Here is a 21,940-nt window from a genome sequence, read left to right as displayed (position 1 = left end):
CGAGCTTCAGCTCGACTGGAGAAACAGCCTTGCCCCCCACGCGCGAAGCGCGCATGAGGGGCAAGACCATGCCTGTGGAGCCTAGGAGATTCGAACTCCTGACATCCTGCTTGCAAAGCAGGCGCTCTGCCAGCTGAGCTAAGGCCCCTTACGACGCACTAGCTTACCGGCCCGCAGCGGCTACCTGGTGCGTCCCCAAGTCTTCGATCAAGATCAAGTCAGGAAGGTCGGCGATCGAGTCCAGGATGTGGGTGGCGCCGCCCTTGAGGAGGCGTTCGCGGCTGTGTACTCCGGTCATCACCCCGGCCACCACCGAAGCCCCGGCCCGCCGCCCGCACAGCATGTCGCTCTCGGCGTCTCCGACGACGGCGACCTGCCGGACATCCTCGATACCCAACCGGAGCACGGCATGCAGCACCATATCCGGCCAAGGCCTACCACGCCCCCCAGCATCCTCAGGGCAGATGGCCAGATCGACCCGGTCATGCCACCCGAGTACGCCAAGCACCCGGCCTAAGGTGGCGCGGCTGAATCCGGTGATCAGCGCGAGCTGCACACCGGAGCCCCGCAACTTGTCGAGCGTCTCCAGCACCCCAGGGATGGGGACAAGCCCGGCGCGGTCCAGGGCGCCCTCGTAGGAGCGTTCGAACGTCAGGTTCGCCGCTTGTGCCTGGGCCTCGTTGCCGGGGAAGATCCCGCGGAAGACCTCGATCTTGGGACATCCCCGGGACCGGTGCACGTGAACCATGGCACGCGCATAGGCCCCGGTCCCGGGGACGATGCCCTGAGTTGCGATCGCCTCGGCGAACGCACGCTCGACCATGGCGATGTCACCGATCGTTGTGCCGGCGAGGTCGATGCACGCCAGCTTGATGGGGACGACGACGTCGCTCATCGCCTCGCCAGGTCGGTTAGTTCTCGCTGCCGGTCGCCTCGGTCCAGAGGTCGAGCTCGGCGCGGTCGGCCTGCACCTTACGCCAGATCAGCAACCCCCCAAGGGCGATCAGCGCCAGAACGATCAGCTTCTTCACGGTGTGACCCCACTTCTTCGACGGTCTCACCTGCCGGGGTGAGACCCAACGGTTGGATGCAGCCTAGCAAGTGATGGCCGTACTCCCGCTGTCGAGCACCCAGGAACCTCCCGAATCAGGCAAGTAGACAAACCCCCATGGGGTATGTTACGTTCCTCGCCGTCGAGATACCCCATGGGGGTATAAGTACAAAGGAGATCGCAGTGGCTACCGAAAATCCCAGGCGGTGGTGGGCGCTACTCGTGCTCGCGACCGCCCAGTTCATGGTGATCATGGACACGTCCATCATCGGCGTGGCGCTCCCCGAGATGCAGCGGCAACTGGGGTTCACCCCGGGCGGGCTCCAGTGGGTCTTCAACGCCTACGTGATCGCGTTCGGCGGTCTGCTCCTGCTCGGCGGCCGGCTGTCCGACCTGCTGGGCGCGCGCAAGGTCTTCACCACCGGCTGGATCATCCTGATCGCCGGCTCGGTGCTGGCCGCCGCCGCGAGCACCGCGTGGGTCGAGGTGCTCGGCCGCGCCGTACAGGGAGTGGGCGGGGCGCTCATCGCGCCCGCGGCGATGACGCTGCTCATGATGCTCTTCGGGCACAACCAGAAGGAGCTCGGCAAGGCCATGGCCCTGTACGGCGCCGCCGCCCCCGCCGGCGGCACCGCGGGAGTCTTCCTCGGCGGTGTCATCACCGAGTACCTGAGCTGGCCGTGGGTCTTCATCGTCTACATCCCGATCGGCCTGGCCACGCTGGCCGCCACCGGACTGCTCCCCGCGGTCAAGGGCAGGCGCGGCTCGGTGGACGTCGTGGGCGCGATCTCGGTCACCGCCGGCCTGGCGCTGGTCGTGTACGCGATCGTGGCGGAGAACCTGATCGCCGGAGCCGCCGGCGCGGCGCTGCTGGTGCTGTTCCTGATCGTGCAGCGCATGGTCAAGCAGCCGCTGATGCCGCTGTCGATCTGGCGTACGCCCGGCCTGGCCACCGCCAACCTGGCCATGGCGCTGCTCGGCGCCGCCTGGATCCCGATGTGGTACTTCCTGAACCTCTACCTGCAGCAGACCCTCGGCTACGGCGCGTTCGCCAGCGGGGCGGCGCTGCTGCCGATGACGGTCGCGGTCATGATCTTCATGATCGGCATCACGGCCAGGCTGCTCGGCCGGTTCGGGGCCAAGCCGCTCATCGTGCTCGGGCTGGCGGTGCTGGCCGCGGGCGTGGCGGGGCTGTCGTTCGCGCGGCCCGGCGGGACGTTCGTGGTGGACGTGCTGCCGGCGAGCCTGATCGCGGCCGTGGGCATGTCCCTGGCCTACATCCCGGCCATGATCTCGGCGATGTCCGGCGCCAAGCCGGAGGAGGCCGGGCTGGCCTCGGGCATCGTGAACACCACCTACCAGGTCGGGTCCGCGGTCGGGCTGGCCGTCATGACGGCCATCGCGACCTCCCAGGCCGAGCTCATCGACGGCTTCCAGGGCGCCTTCATCGGCGCCGCGGTGGTGGCGGGTCTCGGCGCCCTGCTGAGCGTGGTGCTCATGCGCCGGCCGCGCGCCGCCGTACAGGATCAGAACGAGGTTTCCGTGTAGCCCCGAAATACCCTAGGGGGGTACGGTGTTACACTCAGAGGCAGACAGAGAAGCTAAGGAGATCGACATGACCAGCGCCACCTACACCGTCAAGGGCATGACCTGCGGCCACTGCGTCAGCTCCGTCAAGGAAGAGGTCAGCGAGGTCGCGGGAGTCTCCTCTGTGGAGGTCGACCTGGCCAGTGGACTGCTGACCGTGGAGAGCGTGAGCCCGATCGACGCCGCGGACATCCGCTCGGCCGTCGAAGAGGCCGGATATGAGCTGGTGACGAAGTGAACACCGCCGCGAAGCTCGGGACATATGTGCTCGGTCTTGCGGTCGTCTTCGGCGGAACCTGGGGCGTCGGCAACCTGGCCGGCCCCCAGGCCACCCCGCAGAAGCCCGTCACCGCAGGTCACGACATGTCGGAAATGTCGAAGCAGCCAACCTCCAAGCAGCCAACCTCCAAGCCAGCAACAACGCAAAGCGCCAGTGATACCCCCGGGGGGCTCCAAGTGTCGCAGAACGGCTACACCCTCAACCCGCTCACCGCCGCCAAGGCCGGTGCGCCCACCGACTTCCAGTTCACCGTGACGGGCCCCAGCGGCAAGCCGGTGACCGACTACCAGGTCGAGCACGACAAGAAGCTCCACTTCATCGTCGTCTCCCGTGACCTGTCCAGCTTCCAGCACGTCCACCCCGAGATGAGCGCCGACGGCACCTGGTCGGTCAAGATCGCCTTCCCGGCCGCCGGAACCTTCCGCGCGTTCGCCGACTTCACCCCGACCGGCGGCCAGGCCCTGACGCTCGGCGCCGACATCCAGGTCGCGGGCGACTTCCAGCCCAAGCCGCTGAAGGCGGTCAGCCGCACCTCCGAGGTCGACGGCTACACAGTGACGCTCGACGGAGACCTGGTCCCCGGCCAGTCGAGCAAGCTCACGCTGAACGTCAGCAAGGACGGCAAGCCGGTCACCGACCTGCAGCCGTATCTAGGGGCATATGGACACCTCGTGGCCCTGCGCGCCGGCGACCTGGCCTACCTGCACGTGCACCCCGACGGCGCGCCGGGCGACGGCAAGACGCAGCCGGGCCCGGGAATCACGTTCTACGCCGAGGCACCCAGTGGGGGCGACTACCGTCTGTTCCTGGACTTCCAGCACGGCGGAGCCGTACACACGGCGGACTTCACCGCGAAGGCCGGTGAGGGCACGGTCGCCAAGCCGACCGCCAAGAACGACCACGACTCCACCCCGCACGGCCACTAGCAGGACGCGACGTACAGAAAGGAGAGGTGATGTCCTCCCTCACCGACGACCAGCCCCAGGGCGCCGTCGAGCTATCGATCGGCGGCATGACCTGCGCGTCCTGCGCCAACCGCATCGAGCGCAAGCTGAACAAGATGGACGGCGTGACCGCGACGGTCAACTACGCGACGGAGAAGGCGAAGGTCACCTTTCCTGAAGGTCTGGACCCCGAGCAGCTGATCGCGACGGTCGAGTCGGCCGGCTACACCGCGGCGCTGCCCAAGGTCGAGAAGGCCGAGGCGGGAACCGCCGCCGAAGAGGACGACGAGCTCAGGCCGCTGCGCAACCGGCTCATCACCTCGCTCGTCCTCGGCATCCCGGTGATCGCGATGGCGATGGTCCCGGCGCTGCAGATCGAGTACTGGCAGTGGTTGTCGCTCACGCTGGCCGCGCCGGTCGTGGTCTACGCGGGCTGGCCGTTCCACAAGGCCGCCTGGACGAACCTGCGCCACGGCGCCGCCACCATGGACACGCTGGTCTCCATCGGGACGATCGCCGCGTTCCTCTGGTCGATCTGGGCGCTGTTCCTCGGCACCGCGGGCGTACCGGGGATGACGCACCCGTTCGAGTTCTCGATCGAGCGCACCGACGGCTCGGGCAACATCTACCTTGAGGCCGCCGCGGGCGTCACCGCGTTCATCCTGGCCGGCCGCTACTTCGAGTCGCGCTCCAAGCGGCGCGCGGGCGCCGCCCTGCGCGCTCTGCTGGAGCTCGGCGCCAAGGACGTGGAGCTCGCCGACGGGCGCCGCATCCCCACCGACCAGCTCGCGGTCGGCGACATCTTCGTCGTACGGCCCGGCGAGAAGATCGCCACCGACGGCGTGATCCAGGAAGGCAGCTCCGCGGTAGACGCCTCCATGCTGACCGGGGAGTCCGTCCCGGTGGAGGTACGGCCGGGCGACCCCGTCACCGGCGCCACCGTCAACGCCGGCGGCCGGCTCATCGTGCGGGCCACCCGGGTCGGCGCCGACACGCAGCTGTCCCAGATGGCCAAGCTCGTCGAGGACGCGCAGACCGGCAAGGCCGCGGTGCAGCGCCTGGCCGACCGCATCTCGGGCGTCTTCGTCCCGATCGTGATCGCGCTGGCAGTGGGCACGCTCGGCTACTGGCTCGGCACCGGCAACGGCGCCGGTGCCGCCTTCACCGCGGCGGTCGCGGTCCTGATCATCGCCTGCCCCTGCGCTCTGGGCCTGGCCACGCCGACGGCTCTGCTGGTCGGCACCGGCCGGGGCGCCCAGATGGGCATCCTGATCAAGGGCCCGGAGGTGCTGGAGTCCACCCGGAAGATCGACACGATCGTCCTGGACAAGACCGGCACCGTCACCGAGGGCAGGATGACGCTCACGGACGTGCACCTGGCCGAGGGCGAGGACCGCGACGAGGTGCTCAGGCTGGCCGGAGCGCTGGAGCACGCCTCCGAGCACCCGATCGCGCAGGCCGTCGCCAAGGCCGCTCAGTCGGATGCCACGGTGGAGGACTTCGCCAACGTCGAGGGCCTCGGCGTGCAGGGCATCGTCGACGGGCACGCGGTGCTGGTCGGGCGGCCCAGGCTGCTGGAGGAGTGGTCGCAGCACCTGCCCGCGAACCTGGTCGAGGCGCTGGAGGCCGAGCAGAACGCCGGCCGTACCGCCGTCGCGGTCGGCTGGGACGGCAAGGCCCGCGCGGTCCTCGTCGTGGCCGACGTCGTGAAGCCGACCAGCAAGGAGGCGATCGAGCGGCTGCGCGCGCTCGGCCTGACCCCGGTGCTGCTCACCGGCGACAACCAGGCCGTCGCGGCCACCGTCGCCGCCGAGGTCGGCATCGACCAGGTCATCGCCGAGGTGCTGCCGGCCGACAAGGTCGACGTGGTCAAGAAGCTGCAGCAGGAGGGCAAGGTCGTGGCGATGGTCGGCGACGGCGTCAACGACGCCGCCGCGCTCGCCCAGGCCGACCTCGGGCTGTCGATGGGCACCGGCACAGACGCCGCCATCGAGGCCAGCGACCTGACCCTCGTCCGCGGCGACCTACGGGTGGCGGCCGACGCGATCCGCCTGTCCCGCAAGACGTTGAAGACCATCAAGGGCAACCTGTTCTGGGCGTTCGCCTACAACGTGGCGGCGCTGCCCCTGGCGGCGCTGGGCCTGCTCAACCCCATGATCGCGGGTGCGGCGATGGCCTTCTCCAGCGTCTTCGTGGTGTCCAACAGCCTGCGGCTGAAGGCCTTCAAGTAGATTCTCAGTTCTAGGCGCCGGCCCCGACCTCACAGGGGGCCGGCGCCTTTCACGTGCTCGAGTATCGCCTTCGTGACCACGTCCGGGCGGGCGCGGTGCACGTAGTGCCCGGCGTTCTCGGCCACGATGTGCCTGCTGCTGGTCGACAGGCCGGTCAGCTCCCGCTGCATCGGGAACCAGATGCGGTAGTGGCGGCTGAAGCTGGCGGCCTGCTCGGGCGTCCTGTTGTCCTCGTTGTGCTCGCTGCACGTCACCACCGTCAGCGGGATGTCGCCCAGGGTGGGGGCGCGGCGGCCGGTCTCCGTGCCGATCTGGGCGCGCAGGGTCTGCTCCCACCACGTGGTGCGGCGCTGGTGGTCGCCGAGGTCGAGATGGCCGGGGCTGTCCAGAAGGCCGAGGTCGATGGCCAGGCGGCGCAGGCCGTACGGGGTGAGCCGCTCGATGAGGGCGCGCCTGATCGTGGTGAGGTGGTAGCCCGGGTAGCGGCTGGCCTGGTCGTGGTGGCTGGAGTCCACGAGCACCACTCCGGACACCTCGCCGGGGTGGGCCGCGGCGAACAGCCGGACGACGTAGCCGCCCATCGAGTGCCCCACCAGCACGTACGGCGGGCCGTACCCGGACAGGGCGAGGGTTCTGCGCAGGTCGGCGGCGGCGTCGAGCATGGCCAGCGGCGAGCTGACGGGGTCGCTCCATCCCATGCCGGCGCGGTCGAAGACCACGGCCGAGGTTTCCCGGCCGAGGACGGGCAGGAGGGGGGCGTACTCGATCGAGGTCGTCCCGAGCGCCGGGACGATCACCACGGTGGGGGAGCCGCGACCGGCCTCCAGCATGTGGATCATGCGTCCGCCGACGTCCACGAGGCGTCCTGGCGGCGGGTGCCGGAGGCGATCCTGATGTGAGCGCCAGCTCTGGTAGAGGGCGCTGGCGAAACCGGTTAGGGCGAAAGCGGCAAGCGATCTTCTCAGAAGGGCCACTCTCACCATCAAAGCAATGAGCGGGCATTTGTCCAGTTCAGGACAGTATCCACTCAACCCCCCAAAGCCTACCTTTTAGGGGGAAGGGTGCAGTGAAGGGGCGGATAAATACATTGGCGCATCCGCAAATCGTCCGGCTATCTTAGTGATCGTTCGTGACACAAAAGCCTTTATCGAGAAAAGTCGTCCTGAAAGAACAGGGACGCGGCTTCCGGCCTGCCCGACGGGAATGGCGCCCCCCGGGTGGACGCGGAGACCACCAACGCCCCGGGAACGCGCCCACGCCAGCCGCTCCCGGGGCACAGACTCGTCAGGCGCGCACGGACAGTGCGTGGTGGAAGACGCCGCGGGGGTCCCAGCGTGCCTTGACCCGCTGCAGGCGGGCATAGTTCTCGCCGTAGTAGAGGGTGGACCAGGGGACGCCGGAGGTGTTCCAGCGCGGGTCCGCGTGGTCGGTGTCGGGGTAGTTGATGTAGGCGCCGCCGCAGTTGCCGCCGGGGACGGGGACGCCGCCGGTTCGCTCGAACGTCTTGCTGTGGAGGCTGCGGACCCATTCCAGGTGGGCCTTGCCGTCCTGTTCCGGGGCCCATCCGGCCAGGTGGATGACCTTCAGGATGGACGAACGTTCGTGGGTGGCCGTGGCGGTGGGGGCGACGGTGTTGATCCGCCCGCCGTACGACAGGAGCCAGAGCATTCCGCCGTCGGCCACCGGGCCGGGGGCGGTGAGGTGGTCGTAGGCGACGTCGGCCTGCGCGTCGGTGAAACGTTTGCGGAGATGGGCGGACTTGCCCTTGTAGCGGCCGGTCTCCTGCTCCGCGCCGAGGGAGAGGTCGCGGACCGCCTGGAACCAGGGCTGGTGCAGGACGGGCGGGACGAACGCCTCCGGGGTGACGCCCTCGCCGACGGCGGCGAAGAAGTCGCGTAGCAGGCGCTCGGCGTCGGGTACGTCCCCGGCGATCTGGGTGGGCAGGATCATGCCGCCGGGGTCGTCGCCGGACTTGCGGCCGGGGATGATCAGCGAGCCCATCATCCCGGCGTAGGGGGAGTCGGGGGAGCTGTTGCGCTCGTGCCAGGTTCCGTGGTTGCGCAGGAGCCGGCGGAAGGACTCCTTGGTCATGCCCGCCCACGACCAGATGGCGATGCCGGACACGACCTTCGCCGGCGGCTTCGGCAGCAGCTTGGCCGGGTCGTCGCCGCGGGCCGCCGGGTCGCGCAGCCAGTAGCGGGTGACGATGCCGAAGTTGCCGCCGCCTCCGCCGGTGTGGGCCCACCACAGGTCGTGGTTGGGGTCGGACGGGTTTCTGGTGGCCACGACGGCGCGGGCACGGCCCGACGCGTCGACGACGACCACCTCGACGGCGTGCAGGTAGTCGACGGTGAGACCGAGCCGGCGCGACAGCGGGCCGTACCCGCCGCCGGCGATGTGGCCCCCGGCGGCCACGCCCCCGCATTGGCCGCCGGGGAGAGTGACGCCCCAGCCGAAGTAGAGGGTCCGGTACGCCTGCATGAGCGTCGCGCCCGCCTCGACCAGGAAAGCCCGCCGTTTCTCGTCGTAGGTGACCTCCTTCATCTCGCACAGGTCGATCACCACCTGCGCGCCGTCGCCGACGAAGTTCTCGTAGCAGTGGCCGCCGCTGCGGACCGTGACGCGGCGGTCGGCCCGTACCGCCTGGTTGACCGCGGCCACGACCTGCTCGGTGGAGCCGGCCATGTGGAAGTACTCGGGCTCGTGGCGGAAGCGCTGGTTGGTGCGGCGCTCGGCCAGGTCGTCGTAGCGGGGGTCGGTAGGCTTGACGATCACCGGACCGATGGCCGGGTGGTCGCCGGCGGCGCCGTACGCGCTTTCCGCCAGCATCGCCGTGCCGCCCACAGCGGCCGTGCCACCGATGAAACCTCGACGCGTGACATTCATATCAATGACGCTAGAAGTACGGCACAGCCCCAGGAATGCACTCAGATGCACGCCAGGGTGGAGCTAGGTCCACCCGGCCGAAAAGGAGGGTGAAGAGTGGACTTCCACGTCAGCCTCGAAGGCCGCGGCGACCTGGCCGCGCGAATATACCGGCAATTGCTCGACGCGATACTCGACGGCCGGCTCCGGCCGGGCGAACGACTGCCGCCCACCCGCGAGCTGGCCGGGCGCCTCGACGTCTCGCGCAACACCGTGGCCGTGGCCTACGACCGGCTGGTGGCCGACGGCTTCCTGACCGGCCGGGCCGGGGCGGGCACGTTCGTGACGGGCGAGCCGGTCAGGGGAAGGTCGGCGCCCAGAGGCGTGGTGCAGCCGAGGGCGTTCTGGCGCGCGGCCGAGCCGCTGATGCCGCCGTGCGGCCGGGTGCTCCACGACTTCACGGTCGGGCTGCCGGATCCGAAGCTGTTCCCGATCGCGAGCTGGCGGCGGCTGCTGGCACGGGAGCTGCGGGTGGGCTCGGCGGGCTACATCGACCCCGCGGGCGACGGCTCGCTCAAGGAGGCGATCGCGCGGCACGTGGGCATCAGCCGCTCGGTACGGGCCGGCGCCGACGACGTGATCGTCACCCAGGGCGCCCAGCAGGCGCTCGACCTGATCGGACGGGTGCTGATCGAGCCCGGGGCGTGCGTGGCCGTCGAGGAGCCCGGGTATCCGCCGGCCCGCCGGCTCTTCCGCTCGCTCGGCGCCCGCGTGGCCGGGGTGCCGGTGGACGAGGAGGGCCTGGACGTCGCAGCCCTGCCCAAGGCAGCCCGGCTGGTCTACGTGACGCCGTCGCATCAGTTCCCGCTGGGCGTGCCGATGTCGCTGGCCCGCCGTACCGCGTTGCTGGAGTGGGCGCGGCACCGCGACGCGGTGATCATCGAGGACGACTACGACAGCGAGTTCCGCTTCGGCGAACGCCCGCTGGAACCGTTGCAGAGCCTCGACGGCGCCGGCCGGGTCGTCTACGTCGGCTCCTTCTCCAAGACGCTGCTGCCCACGCTGCGGCTGGGCTTCCTGGTCGCGCCCGCCTCCCTCCGCGCCGCCTTGCGCGCCGCCAAGCAGCTCACCGACTGGCACGGCGACCCGTTCGCGCAGGCCGCGCTGGCCCGCTTCATCGACGAGGGCCTGCTGGCCAGGCACATCAGAAAGGCCACCAAGGAGTACGCGGCCCGGCACGCGCGGATCACCGCCCTGCTCGCCGCCGACGGCCGTTTCCGGCTGGTCCCGTCCGCCGCGGGCCTGCACGTCTGCGCCCGCCTCGACCCCACCCTGGAGGTACGGCCGGCGCCGTCCCTGGCCGTGGAGTCCCTGTCCTCCTACTACGCGGAGGGCACACCCGCCCACGGCGTGGTCCTGGGCTACGGCGGCATCTCCCGCACCGCCATCCCCGAGGGCGTCCGCCTGCTGATAACCGCTCTAAAGCGAATCGATAGCCCGCGCGTCTAGCGTCTCCCCTGTTCGCGGATACGAGGGGAATCAACATCATGCGAGTACGTACGGTGGTCATGGCGGTTGTGGCGGCGGCCGGGGTGACGGTCGGCATCGGGGCGGCGGCCCAGGCCCAGAACCCGCCCTGCTACGCCCAGGGGGACGGCAGCCTGAAGTGCGGCAACTACGCGCCCAGGCCGGTCTACAACAAGACCAGCTGGGGCGACCCGGACAACCAGCACACCTGGCCCAGGAGGGTGGACACGCTCCGCTCCAACCCGAGCTGGTTCAAGTGCTACACCAGGGGCGAGAAGCACAGCGGCGGCAACAACGTCTGGTACTACACCCAGGGCGACGACAGCGGCCGCTACGGCTGGGTGCCGGCCAGCACCCTCTACACCTGGAAGGACCCCTTCCCGGGCGTCAAGAAGTGCTAGCGCTAGCCTGACGCGCATGGATGAGCTCGACGGGGTGGAGGTCCTCGCCTTCGCCGACGGCCCGGCGTTCGAGAGCTGGCTGGCCGGACACCACACGCGGCAGGAAGGCGTGTGGATCAAGGTGGCCAAGAAGAAGTCGGGCATCGCGACGGTGACCGAGGACGAGCTCGTCGACATCGGGCTCTGCTACGGCTGGGTCTCCGGGCTGCGCCGTTCGCTGGACGAGCGGTACTACCTGCAGAAGTACGTGCCGCGCCGGGCCAAGAGCCTGTGGTCGCAGGTGAACGTGGACAAGGTCGCCATGCTGGCGGCGGCGGGCCGGATGCGCGAGCCCGGCCTGGCCGAGGTGCGCAGGGCGCAGGAGGACGGCAGGTGGGCGGCCGCCTACGAGTCGCAGAAGACGGCCGCGGTGCCGCCTGACCTGGCGGCGGCGCTGGAGGCGGATCCCGCCGCCAAGGAGGCGTTCGAGCGGCTCGACAAGACCGGGCGCTATCTGGCCATGCTGCCGGTGCTTCAGGCGCTGACGCCGGAGGCCCGCCGGGACCGGCTGGACAAAGCCCTGCTTCTCCTGACAAATCGCCCGAGGTAAGTCAACGGCTCCAGAATCGCCGGTGCCCGCGTTCGCCCGAGACCTCCGGCTCGTCGGGCGGCGCGGGCTCACGCACGATCACCACCGTGGCCCGCGCGTGGCGGGCGCAGTACATGCTGGTCGAGGGCAGCAGCATCCGGCTGAGCAGGCCGCGCCTGCTGCGGCCGAGCACCAGCAGGTCGCACTCGCCGGCCAGGTCGACCAGGTGGTAGCCGGGGTCGCCCATCCGGCCGACGACCGCGGTCACGATGTCGGTGGGCACACCGCCGCACACCTCGGCGAAGGCGTCGGCGACCACCTCCGTACTTCGAGCCTCCTCTCCGGACCTGGCCGCGTGCTGCAGCGGCAGTGCCTCGGGGAAAGGATGGATCGGCGCCCGGCTCACGTGCACGGCGACCAGCGGCATGCGGCGTAGTCGTGCGGCGCCGATGGCCCAGGCCAGCGCCAAGCGCGCGGCCGGCGACTCGTCCACACCGACGATCACGCGCGCTCCGCCGGGCAGGTCTTGATCCACGGCGCCCTCCTCGGAAAGAGGTACCTGACCATAGTGCTCCTCTCTGCGCGTGAACGGGAGGTGGCACTTTCCGAACTCTGGAGTCGCCCGCGAAACGGGGCGTAACATGCGGGGGTGGAACGCGGGTGGGTGCGGCCCCGTCCAGCCCTCGACCGGCGGCTCGACGGTGCGCTGACGCACAGGCTCACCACGCTCGTCGCGGCCACCGGCTACGGCAAGTCGATCGCGCTGGCCGGGTGGAGCCAGGCCGTCGGCGGCGTGCTGCACCGCTTCGGCCCTGGCGACCGGGAGCTCGCGCCGTTCTCCGCCGCGGTGATCGCGGAGCTGGCCACGCGCGTGCCCGACCTGCCCGCGGAACTGCCCGCCGCCGCTGACGCCCCGCTCGGCCCCGACGCCGACGAACCCGCCAGGGCGGCGGCGCTGGCCGGCGCGCTGGCCGAGGCTCTGCGGTTACGGCTGCGGCGCGGCCTGGTGGTGGTCTTCGACGGCCTCGACGTGATCGCCGGCGCGCCGGGTCCGGTGCGGTTCGTGGAGACGCTGGTGCGCGCGGCGCCCCGGCACCTGCACATCGTGACCGCGTCCAGGGCGCCGCTGCCGTTCCCGACCGCGCGGCTGCGCCAGGACCTCGAAGTGCTGACCTTCGACGCGACCGACCTCGCCCTGAGCGTCGGAGAGTGCGCCGACTGGGCCCGCGACCGGCTCGGCGCGTCCGGCGCCGCCATCGCCCCCGCCCTGCACGCGGCCAGCGGCGGCTGGCCCGCGGCGGTGCGGGCCGCGCTCGACGCCATGGCCCGCGCCGAGCCCGCGCTGTGGCCCGCGATGGCCTCGGGCCTGGCCGCGACCTCCGACACGCTCGAACGCCTCACGCTCGACGCCCTGCGCGATCTGCCCGCCCAGATGCGCGAGCTGCTGCGGGCGGCGACGGTCCTGCCGGTGCTCACCGCCGACCTGGCCGCCACGCTCGGCGTGCCGCCCGACACGCTGACCTCGCTGGCCGGCCGCGGGCTCTTCCTGGAAGCGGCCCAGGACGGTCACCGGCTGACCGCCACCAGCCGGCACGTGCTGGCCAGGCACGCGCCGCTCGACCGGCACGAGTCCCACGACACGGCCGAGGTGGCCGCCCGCTGGTACGTCGAGCACGACCAGCCCGAGCAGGCGCTGCGCGCCGCCGTCGCCACCGGGCACCCCGAGCTGACCGCGTCGCTGCTGACCGCGCACGGACCCCGGCTGGCCGAGCGCGGCGACGACGTCCTGGCCGGGCTGGCGCTGCTGCCGGAGGACCGGCGGGAGAGCCCGGCCATGCTGAGGCTGGCCGGGATCGCCGAGCAGAACCGCGGCGACTGGCGGCGCGCCCGCGAACTGCTCGCCAGAGCGGCCGGCAGCCCCGCCTTCGACGCCTTCCTGGCCCGGCGCCTCGGCTTCATCGACCACCTGCGCGGCGACCTCGACACCGCCATGGCCATGTACCTGCGCGGCGCCGAGCACGGCTCGCCGCAGGCCGACGCGGTGATCTGCACCGCCTCGGCCGCCTCGGTGCTGTGGTTACGCGGCGACCGGGCGGCCTGCGCGGAGATGGCCGAGCGGGCGCTCGACGCCGCCGCGCTGCTGGGCGACCCGGGTGCGCTGGCCGCCGCCACCACGGTGATCGCCATGGTCGCCGCGCTCGACGGCGACCGCCGCGCCAACGACGCCTACTACCTGCGGGCGCTGGAGTACGCCGAGCGCGCCGGCGACATCCTCCAGCTCATCCGCATCCGGGCCAACCGGGCATCACGCCATATCGACGAGGCCGACTACCACGCCGCGCTGGCCGACGTGGACATCGCCGGCCGGCTGTCCGACCTGGTGGCGTTCGCACCGTGGGCCGCCCTGACCGTCTCCAACCGGGCCAAGGCGCTCATCGGGCTCGGCCGGCTCGAAGAGGCCGCCGTGGACGCCGCCGACGCCGTCGCGCGCTGGGAGGCCATGGGCTCGCGCATCGGCTACGGCCTGCTGCAACTGGCCAGAATCCAGACGCTGCGCGGCGAGCGCGCCGCGGCCGCGGCCACCTACCGCCGGGTCCAGGTGGAGGCCGGGCGCTCGCGTGACGCCCAGGCGCTCGGCAACACGCTGACCGAGCTGGCCGAGCTCCTGGCCGCCGAGGACCCCGACGAGGCCGCCCGCCTGGCCGCCGAGGCGCTCAAGCACACCGAGGGCATGGCCGCGGTGAGCGCCCGGGTGGCCGCCGCCCGCGTGGCCGTCGTCGCAGGCCGCGCGGAGGCCGCCAGGAAACTGCTGGACGAGGCGGAGCCCATCGCCGCCGAACGCCGCCACCACACCGGCCTGGCCGGCATCGCCGAACTCCGGGCCGAACTGGACAAGGACCACGACCGCGCCGACGACGCCGTACGCATCTGGAGCACGCTCGGCGACCCCGTCGGACGCGCCAGAGCCGAACTGGTCAGAGCGGCGCTCGCCGACCCCGCCGTCGGCGCCGAGGTGGCCGGGCAGGTGGCCGAGCGCATGCACGCCATCGGCTGCCGCATGCTCGACGACCGCATCGACGCGCTGCTGGCGCGCGTCACCCCCGCCTCGGGCGCGCGGGTGACGGTCGAGACGATGGGCGCCTTCCGCGTGCTGCGCGGCTCCTTCCCCGTCCCGCGTACGGCATGGCAGTCCCGCAAGGCCCGTGACCTGCTGAAGATCCTGGTCAGCAGGAGAGGCAGGGCGATCGGCAGGGAGCGCCTGGTCGAGATCCTCTGGCCGGAGCAGGAGGACGAGGCGGTCGGGCTCAAACGGCTCAACGTGATGGTCTCCACGCTGCGCGCGGTGCTCGACCCGGCGCACGAGGTGGAGATCGTGGTCTCCGACGAGGGCGCGCTCCGGCTCGACCTGGACCATGCCGACGTGGACATCGAGCGGTTCCTGGGGCTGGTCGGCGCGGCCGTACGGCTGGAGCAGGCCGGGCGCGGCGGTGAGGCGCTGGCGCGGTGGAAGGCGGCCGAGGCCGCCTACGGCGGGGAGTTCTGCGAGGAGGACCCCTACGCCGACTGGGCCGTGGGGCTGCGCGAGCAGGCCAGGCTCGCCTACGTGCAGGCGGCGGCGCGGCTGGCCGGCGCGCGGGCGGAGGAGGGCCGCCATCACGAGGCGGCCCGCTACTGGCTGCGGCTCCTGGAGCGCGACGGCTACGACGAGCGCGCCCACCTGGGGCTCATCCGCTCCCTCGACCAGGCGGGACGGCGCGGCGACGCCCGCCGCCGCTACCACGTCTACACCGAGCGCATGCGCGAGCTGGAGGTCGAGCCCGCGCCGTTCCCCACCTGAAAACTCACCTGAACCAGACCTGAACCGCGCCGGTGGATCGTGCGGGCATGAGGACGGTCATCGTACGCCTGGTAGAACCCGAGCAGTCCGGCGGTCAGCTCCGCGGGCTGCTCGAGGAGGTGGGCGGCGAACCGGTGCCGTTCAGCGGGACCGAAGCGGTGGTGGATCTCCTGCTGGCGGCGGCGGGACTGAAGACCTGAACCTCCCGCGAACCGGGATCCAGACGATGAGATCCGGGAGGAGGGGCTGCGATGAGCAATCGATGGCCATTCATCGGACGGCAGGGCCCGCTGGCCGCCGTCCGCCGGGCGCTGCGATCCTGCACGGGAGCGATGATCGCGGGCGAGGCCGGAGTGGGGAAGAGCAGGCTGGCGGCCGAGGTGGCGGCGGGCCTGACGGAGTACTGCGTGGTACGGGCCCTGGGCACGGAGACCGCGGCGATGATCCCGTTCGGGGCGTTCGCGCACGTGCTGGGCGGGCCGCCGGACGGCGGGGAGAACCTGCTGGGCTGGGCCGCCCGGCATCTGCGGACCCGGGCGGGCCAGGCCCCGCTGCTGGTCACCGTGGACGACGCGCACCGGCTGGACGCCGCCTCGGCCGCGCTGCTGCACTACCTGGCCACGCGCGGCGAGGCGGCACTGCTGGTCACCGTGCGGACCGGCGAGCCCGTGCCCGAGCCGGTGGCCGCCCTCTGGAAGGAGGAGCTGGTCACCAGGATCGAGCTGGCGCCGCTGACCCGCGACGAGGTCGGCCAGGCGCTCACCGCGGCGCTGCGCGGCGACGTGGCGGCCGAGACCGTACGCCACCTGGCGCGGGTGAGCGAGGGCAACATGCTCTACCTGCGCGAGCTCGTCCACGCCGGGCGCGACCTCGGCTGCCTGTCCGAGCAGGGCGGCCAGTGGCGCTGGCGGGGCGGGCTGTCGATGACCACCCGCCTGCGCGAGCTGGTCAGCGAGCGGATCGGGCATCTCGACCCGGACGAGCGCGAGGTGCTGGAGCTCGTGGCGTTCGGCGAACCGCTCGGCACCGACCTGCTGGTCACGATGGCCTCGGCGGGCGCGGTCGAACGGGTGGAGGACCGCGGGCTCATCGTCGCCGACGGACCCGGCATGCGGCTCGGCCATCCGCTCTATGGCGAGGTGGTGCGGGGGCGCTGCCGTACGCTCAGGGCCCGGCGGCGGCTGCGTACGCTGGCGGAGTCGCTGGAGGCCAGCGGGATGCGCGGACGCGACGACATGCTGCGCGCGGCCGTGTGGCGGCTCGACAGCGGCTCGCCCGCCGACCCGCGCATGCTCCTGGTCGCCGCGCACCTGGCGTGGGGGCGCCAGGACCCGCACCTGGCCGCCCGGCTCGGCCGGGCCGCGGTCGAGGCGGGCGCGGGCATCGAGGCGGTGGCGCTGCTCGGGCAGGTGCTGACGATCCTCGGCGACACCGGCGGCGCGCAGGAGGTGCTGCGCCGTCAGGGCGGCTCCGGCGCCACCGACGCCGAACGCGCCCAGCACGCGCTCGCGCTCGGCGTCAACATGCTCTGGTCCGGCGACACCCACGAGGCCGGCCGCGTCTTCCAAGGCGCCGCCGACACACTGGCCGACCCGGCCTGGCGCCAGGAACTGCTCGTCCACCGCGGCGTCGTCGACTTCTTCACCGGCCGCCTCGACGCCGCGGAGCACACGCTCACGCGCGCCCGCGACCTCGCCCCCGACACCGCGCCCGGCAGCGGGCACCTGGCCGCGCTGGAGTCCTGGGTGAGCGCCCACTCCGGCCGCAGCGCCCGCTGCGTGTCCGTCGTGGAACGTGCCATGGCCGACGCGGACGCCTGGCGCGACCGCGCCCCGCACGCGCTGCCGGTCATGCTGGACGCGCGGTGCGCGGCCCACCTGTTCGCGGGGGAACTCGCCGACGCCGCCCGCGTCGCCGTCCAGGGCACCGAACTGGCCGCGCCGGACCTGTCGGTCTGCGGATTCGGCGTCTACCGCGCGCGGATCTGCCGCCTGCGCGGCGACGTGGCCGCCGCCCTGCGCTGGTGCCGCGAGGATGTCGTACGGCTGCGCGCCCGCTCGCCGTACCTGGGCAGGTGCCTGGCAGAACTGGCCCACTCGGCGGCGCTCCTGGGCGACCTGGAAACCGCCAGAAAGGCGTTGACCGAAGCCGAAGAACTGGCCGGATGCTGGAACTACACGCTCCAGCCCGTGCTGCTGGCCAAGGCCTGGCTGGCCGCCGCCGACGGTGACCTCGACGGGGCCGTTCGGACGGCGCTGTCCATGGCCGCCGACTGCCCCTACCTGGGCTACCGGATGCTCGCTCTGCACGACGTCGTCAGAATGGGCGCCGCCGACCTGGTGACCGGCCCGCTGGACGAGCTGGCCGGTCGGATGGAGGGCCCCTTCGCCCAGATCTGCGTCCGCCACGCCCGCGCCGCCGCCCGCAACGACCCGCCCGGCCTGCGCGCGGTGGCGGCCGAGTTCGAGTCGCTCGGCATGGTGTTGTACGCCGCGGAGGCCACGGCGCAGGAGGCCGCCGCCTACCGCCGGATGGGCCGCGGCACCGCCGCCAAGGGCGCCCAGACCCGCGCCTGGGCGCTGGCCAGGCGCTGCCCCGGCGTCACGACCCCGGCCCTGGTCGAACTGGCCACCCCGGACCTGACCCCGCGCCAGCGGGAGATCGTCCAGCTCGCCGCGGCCGGCCTGACCAACCGCCAGATCGCCGACCGCCTCACCCTGTCCATGCGCACCGCCGCCAACCACCTGCAGGCGGTCTACGACAAGCTGGGCGTCAACGACCGTACGGAGGTGGCCCGCCTGCTGGGGACGAGCTTCTAGTCCCGCCCACATACCAGAACACCGCCGCTCCCACCAGGCACAGGAACCCGACCGCCATGAGCGCAAGGGAGTGGTCCGTTGATGACGTTCAGCGCCACTGCGGCCGACATCAGCAGGTTTCCCCAGCCGCTGATCCGGTTGAAGCCGTGCCTGCGCAACCAGGGCGTCCAGGGCGGGAAACGGTCGAAGAAGATGACGTACGCGGCCACGACGGTGTTGGCGGCCAGCAAACCGAGGGTCACCCAGGTTAAGGCGATCATCACCTGTCCAGTATGACCCGTTCCAGGGTGGTGAGGCGGACGTGCGGGCCGGCGATGGTGGCGTGGGCGAGGTCGGCGGCCGGGATCTCGGTCGTGCCCGGCGCCTCGCCCGCGTGGTCGTCGCACCAGGCGACCACCTTCTTGGGGTCGGTCAGCGGCGCGGCGAAGTGGACCAGGCTGATGTACCAGCGCTCCCGGGGCCACGACTCGAACGCCCCGCGTACCCCCAGCGCCTCGGCGTACCGCCGCTGGAGGGTCCAGATCGTGTCGTCCTCCGGGTAAGCGAAGGCGAGGACGCCACCGGCGTGCGGGCTGACGCCCTCGACGCGCATCCGCACCGGCGGCAGCCCCCGGGCCGCGGTCCGCAGGGCGGCGGCGAAGGTCAGCAGGGCCGGGTCGGCGGCGGGGATCACCTGCCGGTACGCCTCCAGCGAGCGGAGGGTGACGTGCAGGACGCCGCGGCCGTGAGTCCAGTGGCCGGGGCCCGCGGCCTCGCCAGCCGCTCTGGCCAGCGACTCCAGGCGGTCCAGCGCGGGGCCCGTCGGGCGCAGGATGGTGGTCATGCCCCAGCGCGGGCTGCCTTCGGTGAAGGGGAGGTCGTGGGTGGACTCGCCGTCGAGCAGTGCCCGCCGCCCGCGGGTCTGGAAGGCGGCGTAGTCGGCGGCGAGCTCGTTGCGGCTACGCATCCGCGGCGACGGCATAGGTTCCGAGGGAGGGCTCCAGCAGGTCGAAGGCCATGCGCCCGGCCTCGGTCAGCGCCGCGGCGATCCCGTCGTGGTCCTGGCCGTCGAGCACCCGGGCCAGCGTCTCGTCGAACAGCAGCCGGTGTGCCGCCCCGAGCTCGGCCGCCGCGAGCCGGGGCAGGAAGCCGGGCTCGGTCTCGGCCGCGAGCCGGTCGGCCAGGGCGGCCTCCCGCTCGTCGTGGAACTCGCGGAGCCTGGCCACCAGCGCGGGACTGTCGGTGATCATCCGGGCGAACTCCAGGGGTGCGAAGCCGATCACCGGGTCCTTGCGTTCCACCGCGGCCAGGAAGGCGGCACGGAGCGCGGCCAGCGCCGACTGACCGGCGGGCCGCTCGGCGACCGTGTGCGCCAGCCCGGAGACGAACGCGTCGCCCAGGTCGAGCGCCAGGTCCTCCTTACGGGGGAAGTAGTTGGTCACCGTCATCTTGGCCACCTGCGCGGCGGTGGCGACGTCGGCGATCGTCACCTTGTCGTAGCCGCGTTCGAGGAAGAGCCTGGTGGCGTGCTGGGAGATGTTCTCCCTGGTCTGCTGCTTCTTCATCGCGCGGAGCCCTGTCGTCATGCCGCCATTTTGGCATGACCGACTCAACTTTGTCATTGACCTAAATTTAGGTTTCCGCCCTCTGGTTACCTTGACGGGGTGAGCACCTCCGCCCTCGAAGCGCTCGGCTCCCGGCCGCTGCCGTTCCTGCGTTCGTCCTGGCCCTGGCGGGCGCTGGCGTACCTGCTGGCCGGAGCGGTCTTCTGCGTCGTGCCGCTGGTGGTGGCGGCGTTGTCGGAGGTGCTGCCCGGATGGGCCGCGGTGGGCGCCGGGATTGTCGCGCTGGTGGCGTTCGGGCCGTTCGTGACGCGCTTCGAGCGGTGGCGGATGCGGCTTGTGGACCTGTCGCCGGTGCCCGGGACCCGGGAGCGGCGGCGGGAGATCGGTCTTGCCGTGCTCACGCTGGTCGCGTTCTGGTGGATCGACCTGGCGATCGTCGGCGTCGCGGTGGGCGGGCCCATCCTGCTGGTGCTCTCGCCCGTGGTGCAGCCGGATTCCGCGGGCGGGGTCGCAGTGGCCGGGTCGCTGGTGGGGGCGGCGCTGGTGCCCGTGGGGGCGTATGTGCTGACGGCCTGGGCGGGGGTGCGCGCGGCGATGGTCAGGGCGGTGCTCGCGCCCGAGCGGGCGGAGCTGGAGGAGGTCAGGCGGTCGCGGGCGCGGCTGGTCGACGCCTTCGAGGTCGAGCGGCGCCGGATCGAGCGCGACCTGCACGACGGCGCGCAGCAGCGGCTGGTCGCGCTGACCATGACGCTCGGGCTGGCCAGGCTGGACGTTCCCGACGAGGCCCCGCTGGCGCGTACGCTCGACCGGGCGCACGCCGAGGCCAAGCAGGTGCTGGCCGAGCTGCGGGAGCTGATCCGCGGGGTGCACTCCCAGGTGCTGACCGACCGCGGCCTCGCCGCCGCCGTCGGCGAACTGGCCGCGCGCTCGGCCATCCCCGTGACGATCACGACAGATCTGGACGTACGGCTCCCGCCGCCCGTGGAGATCGCCGCCTTCTACGTGGCCAGCGAAGCCCTCACCAACGCCACCAAACACAGCAACGCCACCAACATCACGATAAAAGTGGAAAAATCGCGTGAAAGCCTGTCGATCGCCGTCACCGACGACGGCCGCGGCGGCGCCGACACGGCGGCGGGAACCGGGCTCACCGGCCTGGCCGACCGGCTCGACGTGGTGGGCGGCAGACTGTCCCTGTCCAGCCCGCCGGGCGGCCCGACCACCATCAGAGCGGAGATCCCGTGCGCGTAGTCATCGCCGAGGACGCCGTCCTCCTGCGCGAGGGCCTGGTGAGCCTGCTCGAACGCTTCGGCCACCAGGTGGCCGCCGCCGTCGGCGACGCGGACGCCCTGCTCGCCGCGGTCCGCGAGCACGCGCCGGACATCGTGCTCACCGACGTGCGCATGCCGCCGGGGTTCGCCGACGAGGGCCTGCGCGCCGCCCTGGAACTGCGGCGCGACGGCCTGCCCGTGCTCGTGCTCAGCCAGTACGTCGAGCAGACCTACGCCGCCGAACTCCTGGAGACCGGCACCGGCGTCGGTTACCTGCTCAAGGACCGGGTCGGCGACGTGAAGGAGTTCGCCGACGCCCTCGGCCGGGTCGCCGCCGGCGCCACCGTCGTGGACCCCGAGGTCGTCCGGCAACTGCTCGGCCGCCGCCGCGACCCGATCTCCCGCCTCACCCCGCGCGAGCGCGAGGTGCTCTCGCTGATCGCCGAGGGCCGGGCCAACGCCGCCATCGCCAGGGAACTCGTGGTCACCGAGGCGGCCGTCGCCAAGCACATCGCGAGCATCTTCGCCAAGCTCGACCTGCCGCCCACACAGGACGGTCACCGCCGCGTACTGGCGGTGCTGGCCTACCTGACTAGGTGACGCAGAACTCGTTGCCCTCGGGGTCGGTCATCGTCACCCACGAGTGCGGTCCCTGCTGTCCCCGATGCGAGAAGCTCGCGCCCCTGGCGGTCAGCCGTTCGACCTCCGCCTCGACGTTGTCCTGACCGACCTGGACGTCGAGATGGACCCGGTTCTTGACGGTCTTGGACTCGGGCACGAGCTGGAAGAGCACCCGCGGATGCCCCTCGCACCGGATGGCCACGCCTTCCCGCCAGCGAAGTTGCCCGTCGTGCACGATGGTGTCGGCCTCGGTGGCGAACCCCTTGGAGACCATGTCGCGGATGAAGTCCGCGTCCTGGGGTTCCACCTCCCAGCCGAGCGCGTCCGCCCACCAGTCGGCCTGCGCGTGCGGGTCGGCCGCGTCGACGCTCACTTGGAAGCCATAGCTCATGT

The 21,940-nt window shown here is 71.9% G+C and carries 21 protein-coding genes and 1 tRNA gene; 13 read left to right on the top strand and 9 right to left on the bottom strand.

From position 1 onward, the window contains the following. Positions 1-75: 75 nt before the first annotated feature. The 3 genes from ACFWY5_RS13055 to ACFWY5_RS13045 form a co-directional block, all read right to left on the bottom strand. Positions 76-148, bottom strand: a tRNA-Ala gene (locus ACFWY5_RS13055). Between the two features lie 15 nt (positions 149-163). Beyond that, positions 164-895, bottom strand: a complete 732-nt coding sequence (locus ACFWY5_RS13050) for an HAD family hydrolase (protein WP_379615762.1) — start codon at positions 893-895, stop codon at positions 164-166. Positions 896-911: 16 nt separating this feature from the next. After that, positions 912-1,031, bottom strand: coding sequence for a DLW-39 family protein (locus ACFWY5_RS13045; protein WP_214319204.1), 120 nt, complete (start codon positions 1,029-1,031; stop codon positions 912-914). A 203-nt stretch (positions 1,032-1,234) separates the two neighbouring features. On the opposite strand from ACFWY5_RS13045, the gene ACFWY5_RS13040 reads away from it, so the two are divergent. From ACFWY5_RS13040 to ACFWY5_RS13025, 4 genes are all read left to right on the top strand, one after another. Continuing rightward, complete coding sequence (locus tag ACFWY5_RS13040) at positions 1,235-2,599, top strand: MFS transporter (protein ID WP_379615760.1); 1,365 nt, start codon at positions 1,235-1,237, stop codon at positions 2,597-2,599. A gap of 67 nt (positions 2,600-2,666) precedes the next feature. Next, positions 2,667-2,876 carry a heavy-metal-associated domain-containing protein gene (locus tag ACFWY5_RS13035; protein ID WP_184959061.1) on the top strand — a complete coding sequence of 70 codons (210 nt, stop codon included), beginning with the start codon at positions 2,667-2,669 and terminating at the stop codon, positions 2,874-2,876. Then, the gene (locus ACFWY5_RS13030; RefSeq protein ID WP_379615757.1) at positions 2,873-3,844 is read left to right on the top strand and encodes a hypothetical protein; all 972 of its coding nucleotides are present in this window, start codon (positions 2,873-2,875) and stop codon (positions 3,842-3,844) included. The genes ACFWY5_RS13035 and ACFWY5_RS13030 overlap by 4 nt, the downstream gene beginning before the upstream one ends. A gap of 29 nt (positions 3,845-3,873) precedes the next feature. Further along, positions 3,874-6,093, top strand: coding sequence for a heavy metal translocating P-type ATPase (locus ACFWY5_RS13025; RefSeq protein WP_379631865.1), 2,220 nt, complete (start codon positions 3,874-3,876; stop codon positions 6,091-6,093). A 29-nt stretch (positions 6,094-6,122) separates the two neighbouring features. Here the strand turns inward: ACFWY5_RS13025 and ACFWY5_RS13020 are convergent, their stop codons facing one another. Together ACFWY5_RS13020 and ACFWY5_RS13015 are read right to left on the bottom strand one after the other, a co-directional pair. Continuing rightward, complete coding sequence (locus ACFWY5_RS13020; RefSeq protein ID WP_379631863.1) at positions 6,123-6,950, bottom strand: alpha/beta fold hydrolase; 828 nt, start codon at positions 6,948-6,950, stop codon at positions 6,123-6,125. A gap of 427 nt (positions 6,951-7,377) precedes the next feature. Beyond that, a complete protein-coding gene (locus ACFWY5_RS13015; RefSeq protein WP_379631861.1) occupies positions 7,378-8,979 on the bottom strand; it encodes an FAD-binding oxidoreductase in 1,602 nt (533 codons plus the stop codon). 96 nt (positions 8,980-9,075) lie between these two features. Between ACFWY5_RS13015 and ACFWY5_RS13010 the strand changes: the two genes are divergently transcribed. Genes ACFWY5_RS13010 through ACFWY5_RS13000 form a run of 3 tightly spaced genes read left to right on the top strand, consistent with a single transcriptional unit; the run spans position 9,076 to position 11,475 of the window. Then, positions 9,076-10,467, top strand: a complete 1,392-nt coding sequence (locus tag ACFWY5_RS13010; protein WP_379631859.1) for a PLP-dependent aminotransferase family protein — start codon at positions 9,076-9,078, stop codon at positions 10,465-10,467. 38 nt (positions 10,468-10,505) lie between these two features. Continuing rightward, positions 10,506-10,886: a hypothetical protein gene (locus ACFWY5_RS13005; RefSeq protein WP_379615747.1), complete on the top strand. Its 381-nt coding sequence runs from the start codon at positions 10,506-10,508 to the stop codon at positions 10,884-10,886. Between the two features lie 16 nt (positions 10,887-10,902). Beyond that, a complete protein-coding gene (locus ACFWY5_RS13000) occupies positions 10,903-11,475 on the top strand; it encodes a YdeI family protein (protein ID WP_379631857.1) in 573 nt (190 codons plus the stop codon). A 1-nt stretch (position 11,476) separates the two neighbouring features. Here the strand turns inward: ACFWY5_RS13000 and ACFWY5_RS12995 are convergent, their stop codons facing one another. Next, the gene (locus ACFWY5_RS12995; RefSeq protein WP_379615743.1) at positions 11,477-11,989 is read right to left on the bottom strand and encodes a universal stress protein; all 513 of its coding nucleotides are present in this window, start codon (positions 11,987-11,989) and stop codon (positions 11,477-11,479) included. Positions 11,990-12,103: 114 nt separating this feature from the next. On the opposite strand from ACFWY5_RS12995, the gene ACFWY5_RS12990 reads away from it, so the two are divergent. The 4 genes from ACFWY5_RS12990 to ACFWY5_RS12975 all read left to right on the top strand — a co-directional run bounded on the left by ACFWY5_RS12990 (position 12,104) and on the right by ACFWY5_RS12975 (position 18,387). Then, the gene (locus tag ACFWY5_RS12990; protein WP_379631855.1) at positions 12,104-15,292 is read left to right on the top strand and encodes a BTAD domain-containing putative transcriptional regulator; all 3,189 of its coding nucleotides are present in this window, start codon (positions 12,104-12,106) and stop codon (positions 15,290-15,292) included. 47 nt (positions 15,293-15,339) lie between these two features. Next, a complete protein-coding gene (locus ACFWY5_RS12985) occupies positions 15,340-15,492 on the top strand; it encodes a hypothetical protein (RefSeq protein WP_379615739.1) in 153 nt (50 codons plus the stop codon). A 51-nt stretch (positions 15,493-15,543) separates the two neighbouring features. Then, positions 15,544-18,111, top strand: coding sequence for a LuxR C-terminal-related transcriptional regulator (locus ACFWY5_RS12980; RefSeq protein ID WP_379631853.1), 2,568 nt, complete (start codon positions 15,544-15,546; stop codon positions 18,109-18,111). Positions 18,112-18,192: 81 nt separating this feature from the next. Next, complete coding sequence (locus ACFWY5_RS12975; RefSeq protein ID WP_379631851.1) at positions 18,193-18,387, top strand: hypothetical protein; 195 nt, start codon at positions 18,193-18,195, stop codon at positions 18,385-18,387. Here ACFWY5_RS12975 and ACFWY5_RS12970 read toward each other — a convergent pair. Both ACFWY5_RS12970 and ACFWY5_RS12965 read right to left on the bottom strand, forming a co-directional pair. Then, positions 18,371-19,057, bottom strand: coding sequence for a hypothetical protein (locus tag ACFWY5_RS12970; protein ID WP_379631849.1), 687 nt, complete (start codon positions 19,055-19,057; stop codon positions 18,371-18,373). The genes ACFWY5_RS12975 and ACFWY5_RS12970 overlap by 17 nt on opposite strands. Beyond that, positions 19,050-19,676, bottom strand: coding sequence for a TetR/AcrR family transcriptional regulator (locus ACFWY5_RS12965; protein ID WP_379615731.1), 627 nt, complete (start codon positions 19,674-19,676; stop codon positions 19,050-19,052). The genes ACFWY5_RS12970 and ACFWY5_RS12965 overlap by 8 nt, the downstream gene beginning before the upstream one ends. Positions 19,677-19,754: 78 nt before the next feature. On the opposite strand from ACFWY5_RS12965, the gene ACFWY5_RS12960 reads away from it, so the two are divergent. Beyond that, positions 19,755-20,906 (top strand): histidine kinase, encoded by a 1,152-nt coding sequence (locus tag ACFWY5_RS12960; protein WP_379615729.1) that lies wholly within the window; start codon positions 19,755-19,757, stop codon positions 20,904-20,906. Beyond that, a complete protein-coding gene (locus ACFWY5_RS12955) occupies positions 20,897-21,526 on the top strand; it encodes a response regulator (RefSeq protein ID WP_379615727.1) in 630 nt (209 codons plus the stop codon). The genes ACFWY5_RS12960 and ACFWY5_RS12955 overlap by 10 nt, the downstream gene beginning before the upstream one ends. On the opposite strand, the gene ACFWY5_RS12950 is transcribed toward ACFWY5_RS12955, so the two are convergent. After that, a complete protein-coding gene (locus ACFWY5_RS12950) occupies positions 21,519-21,938 on the bottom strand; it encodes a VOC family protein (RefSeq protein WP_379615724.1) in 420 nt (139 codons plus the stop codon). The genes ACFWY5_RS12955 and ACFWY5_RS12950 overlap by 8 nt on opposite strands. Between the last annotated feature and the right edge of the window lie 2 nt (positions 21,939-21,940).

This window comes from Nonomuraea sp. NPDC059007 (genome assembly GCF_042740555.1).
Classification (GTDB): domain Bacteria; phylum Actinomycetota; class Actinomycetes; order Streptosporangiales; family Streptosporangiaceae; genus Nonomuraea.
Note: the sequence above shows the minus strand (reverse complement) of the source record. Positions and strands in the feature narration are given on the sequence as shown.

Bases quoted from the DNA above. Each gene is read 5' to 3' on its own strand.
- ACFWY5_RS13050 (WP_379615762.1), bottom strand. From the start codon at position 895: ATGAGCGACGTCGTCGTCCCCATCAAGCTGGCGTGCATCGACCTCGCC.
- ACFWY5_RS13035 (WP_184959061.1), top strand. From the start codon at position 2,667: ATGACCAGCGCCACCTACACCGTCAAGGGCATGACCTGCGGCCACTGC.
- ACFWY5_RS13025 (WP_379631865.1), top strand. From the start codon at position 3,874: ATGTCCTCCCTCACCGACGACCAGCCCCAGGGCGCCGTCGAGCTATCG.
- ACFWY5_RS13015 (WP_379631861.1), bottom strand. From the start codon at position 8,979: ATGAATGTCACGCGTCGAGGTTTCATCGGTGGCACGGCCGCTGTGGGC.
- ACFWY5_RS13005 (WP_379615747.1), top strand. From the start codon at position 10,506: ATGCGAGTACGTACGGTGGTCATGGCGGTTGTGGCGGCGGCCGGGGTG.
- ACFWY5_RS13000 (WP_379631857.1), top strand. From the start codon at position 10,903: ATGGATGAGCTCGACGGGGTGGAGGTCCTCGCCTTCGCCGACGGCCCG.
- ACFWY5_RS12985 (WP_379615739.1), top strand. From the start codon at position 15,340: ATGAGGACGGTCATCGTACGCCTGGTAGAACCCGAGCAGTCCGGCGGT.
- ACFWY5_RS12980 (WP_379631853.1), top strand. From the start codon at position 15,544: ATGAGCAATCGATGGCCATTCATCGGACGGCAGGGCCCGCTGGCCGCC.
- ACFWY5_RS12975 (WP_379631851.1), top strand. From the start codon at position 18,193: ATGACGTTCAGCGCCACTGCGGCCGACATCAGCAGGTTTCCCCAGCCG.
- ACFWY5_RS12970 (WP_379631849.1), bottom strand. From the start codon at position 19,057: ATGCGTAGCCGCAACGAGCTCGCCGCCGACTACGCCGCCTTCCAGACC.
- ACFWY5_RS12965 (WP_379615731.1), bottom strand. From the start codon at position 19,676: ATGACGACAGGGCTCCGCGCGATGAAGAAGCAGCAGACCAGGGAGAAC.
- ACFWY5_RS12950 (WP_379615724.1), bottom strand. From the start codon at position 21,938: ATGAGCTATGGCTTCCAAGTGAGCGTCGACGCGGCCGACCCGCACGCG.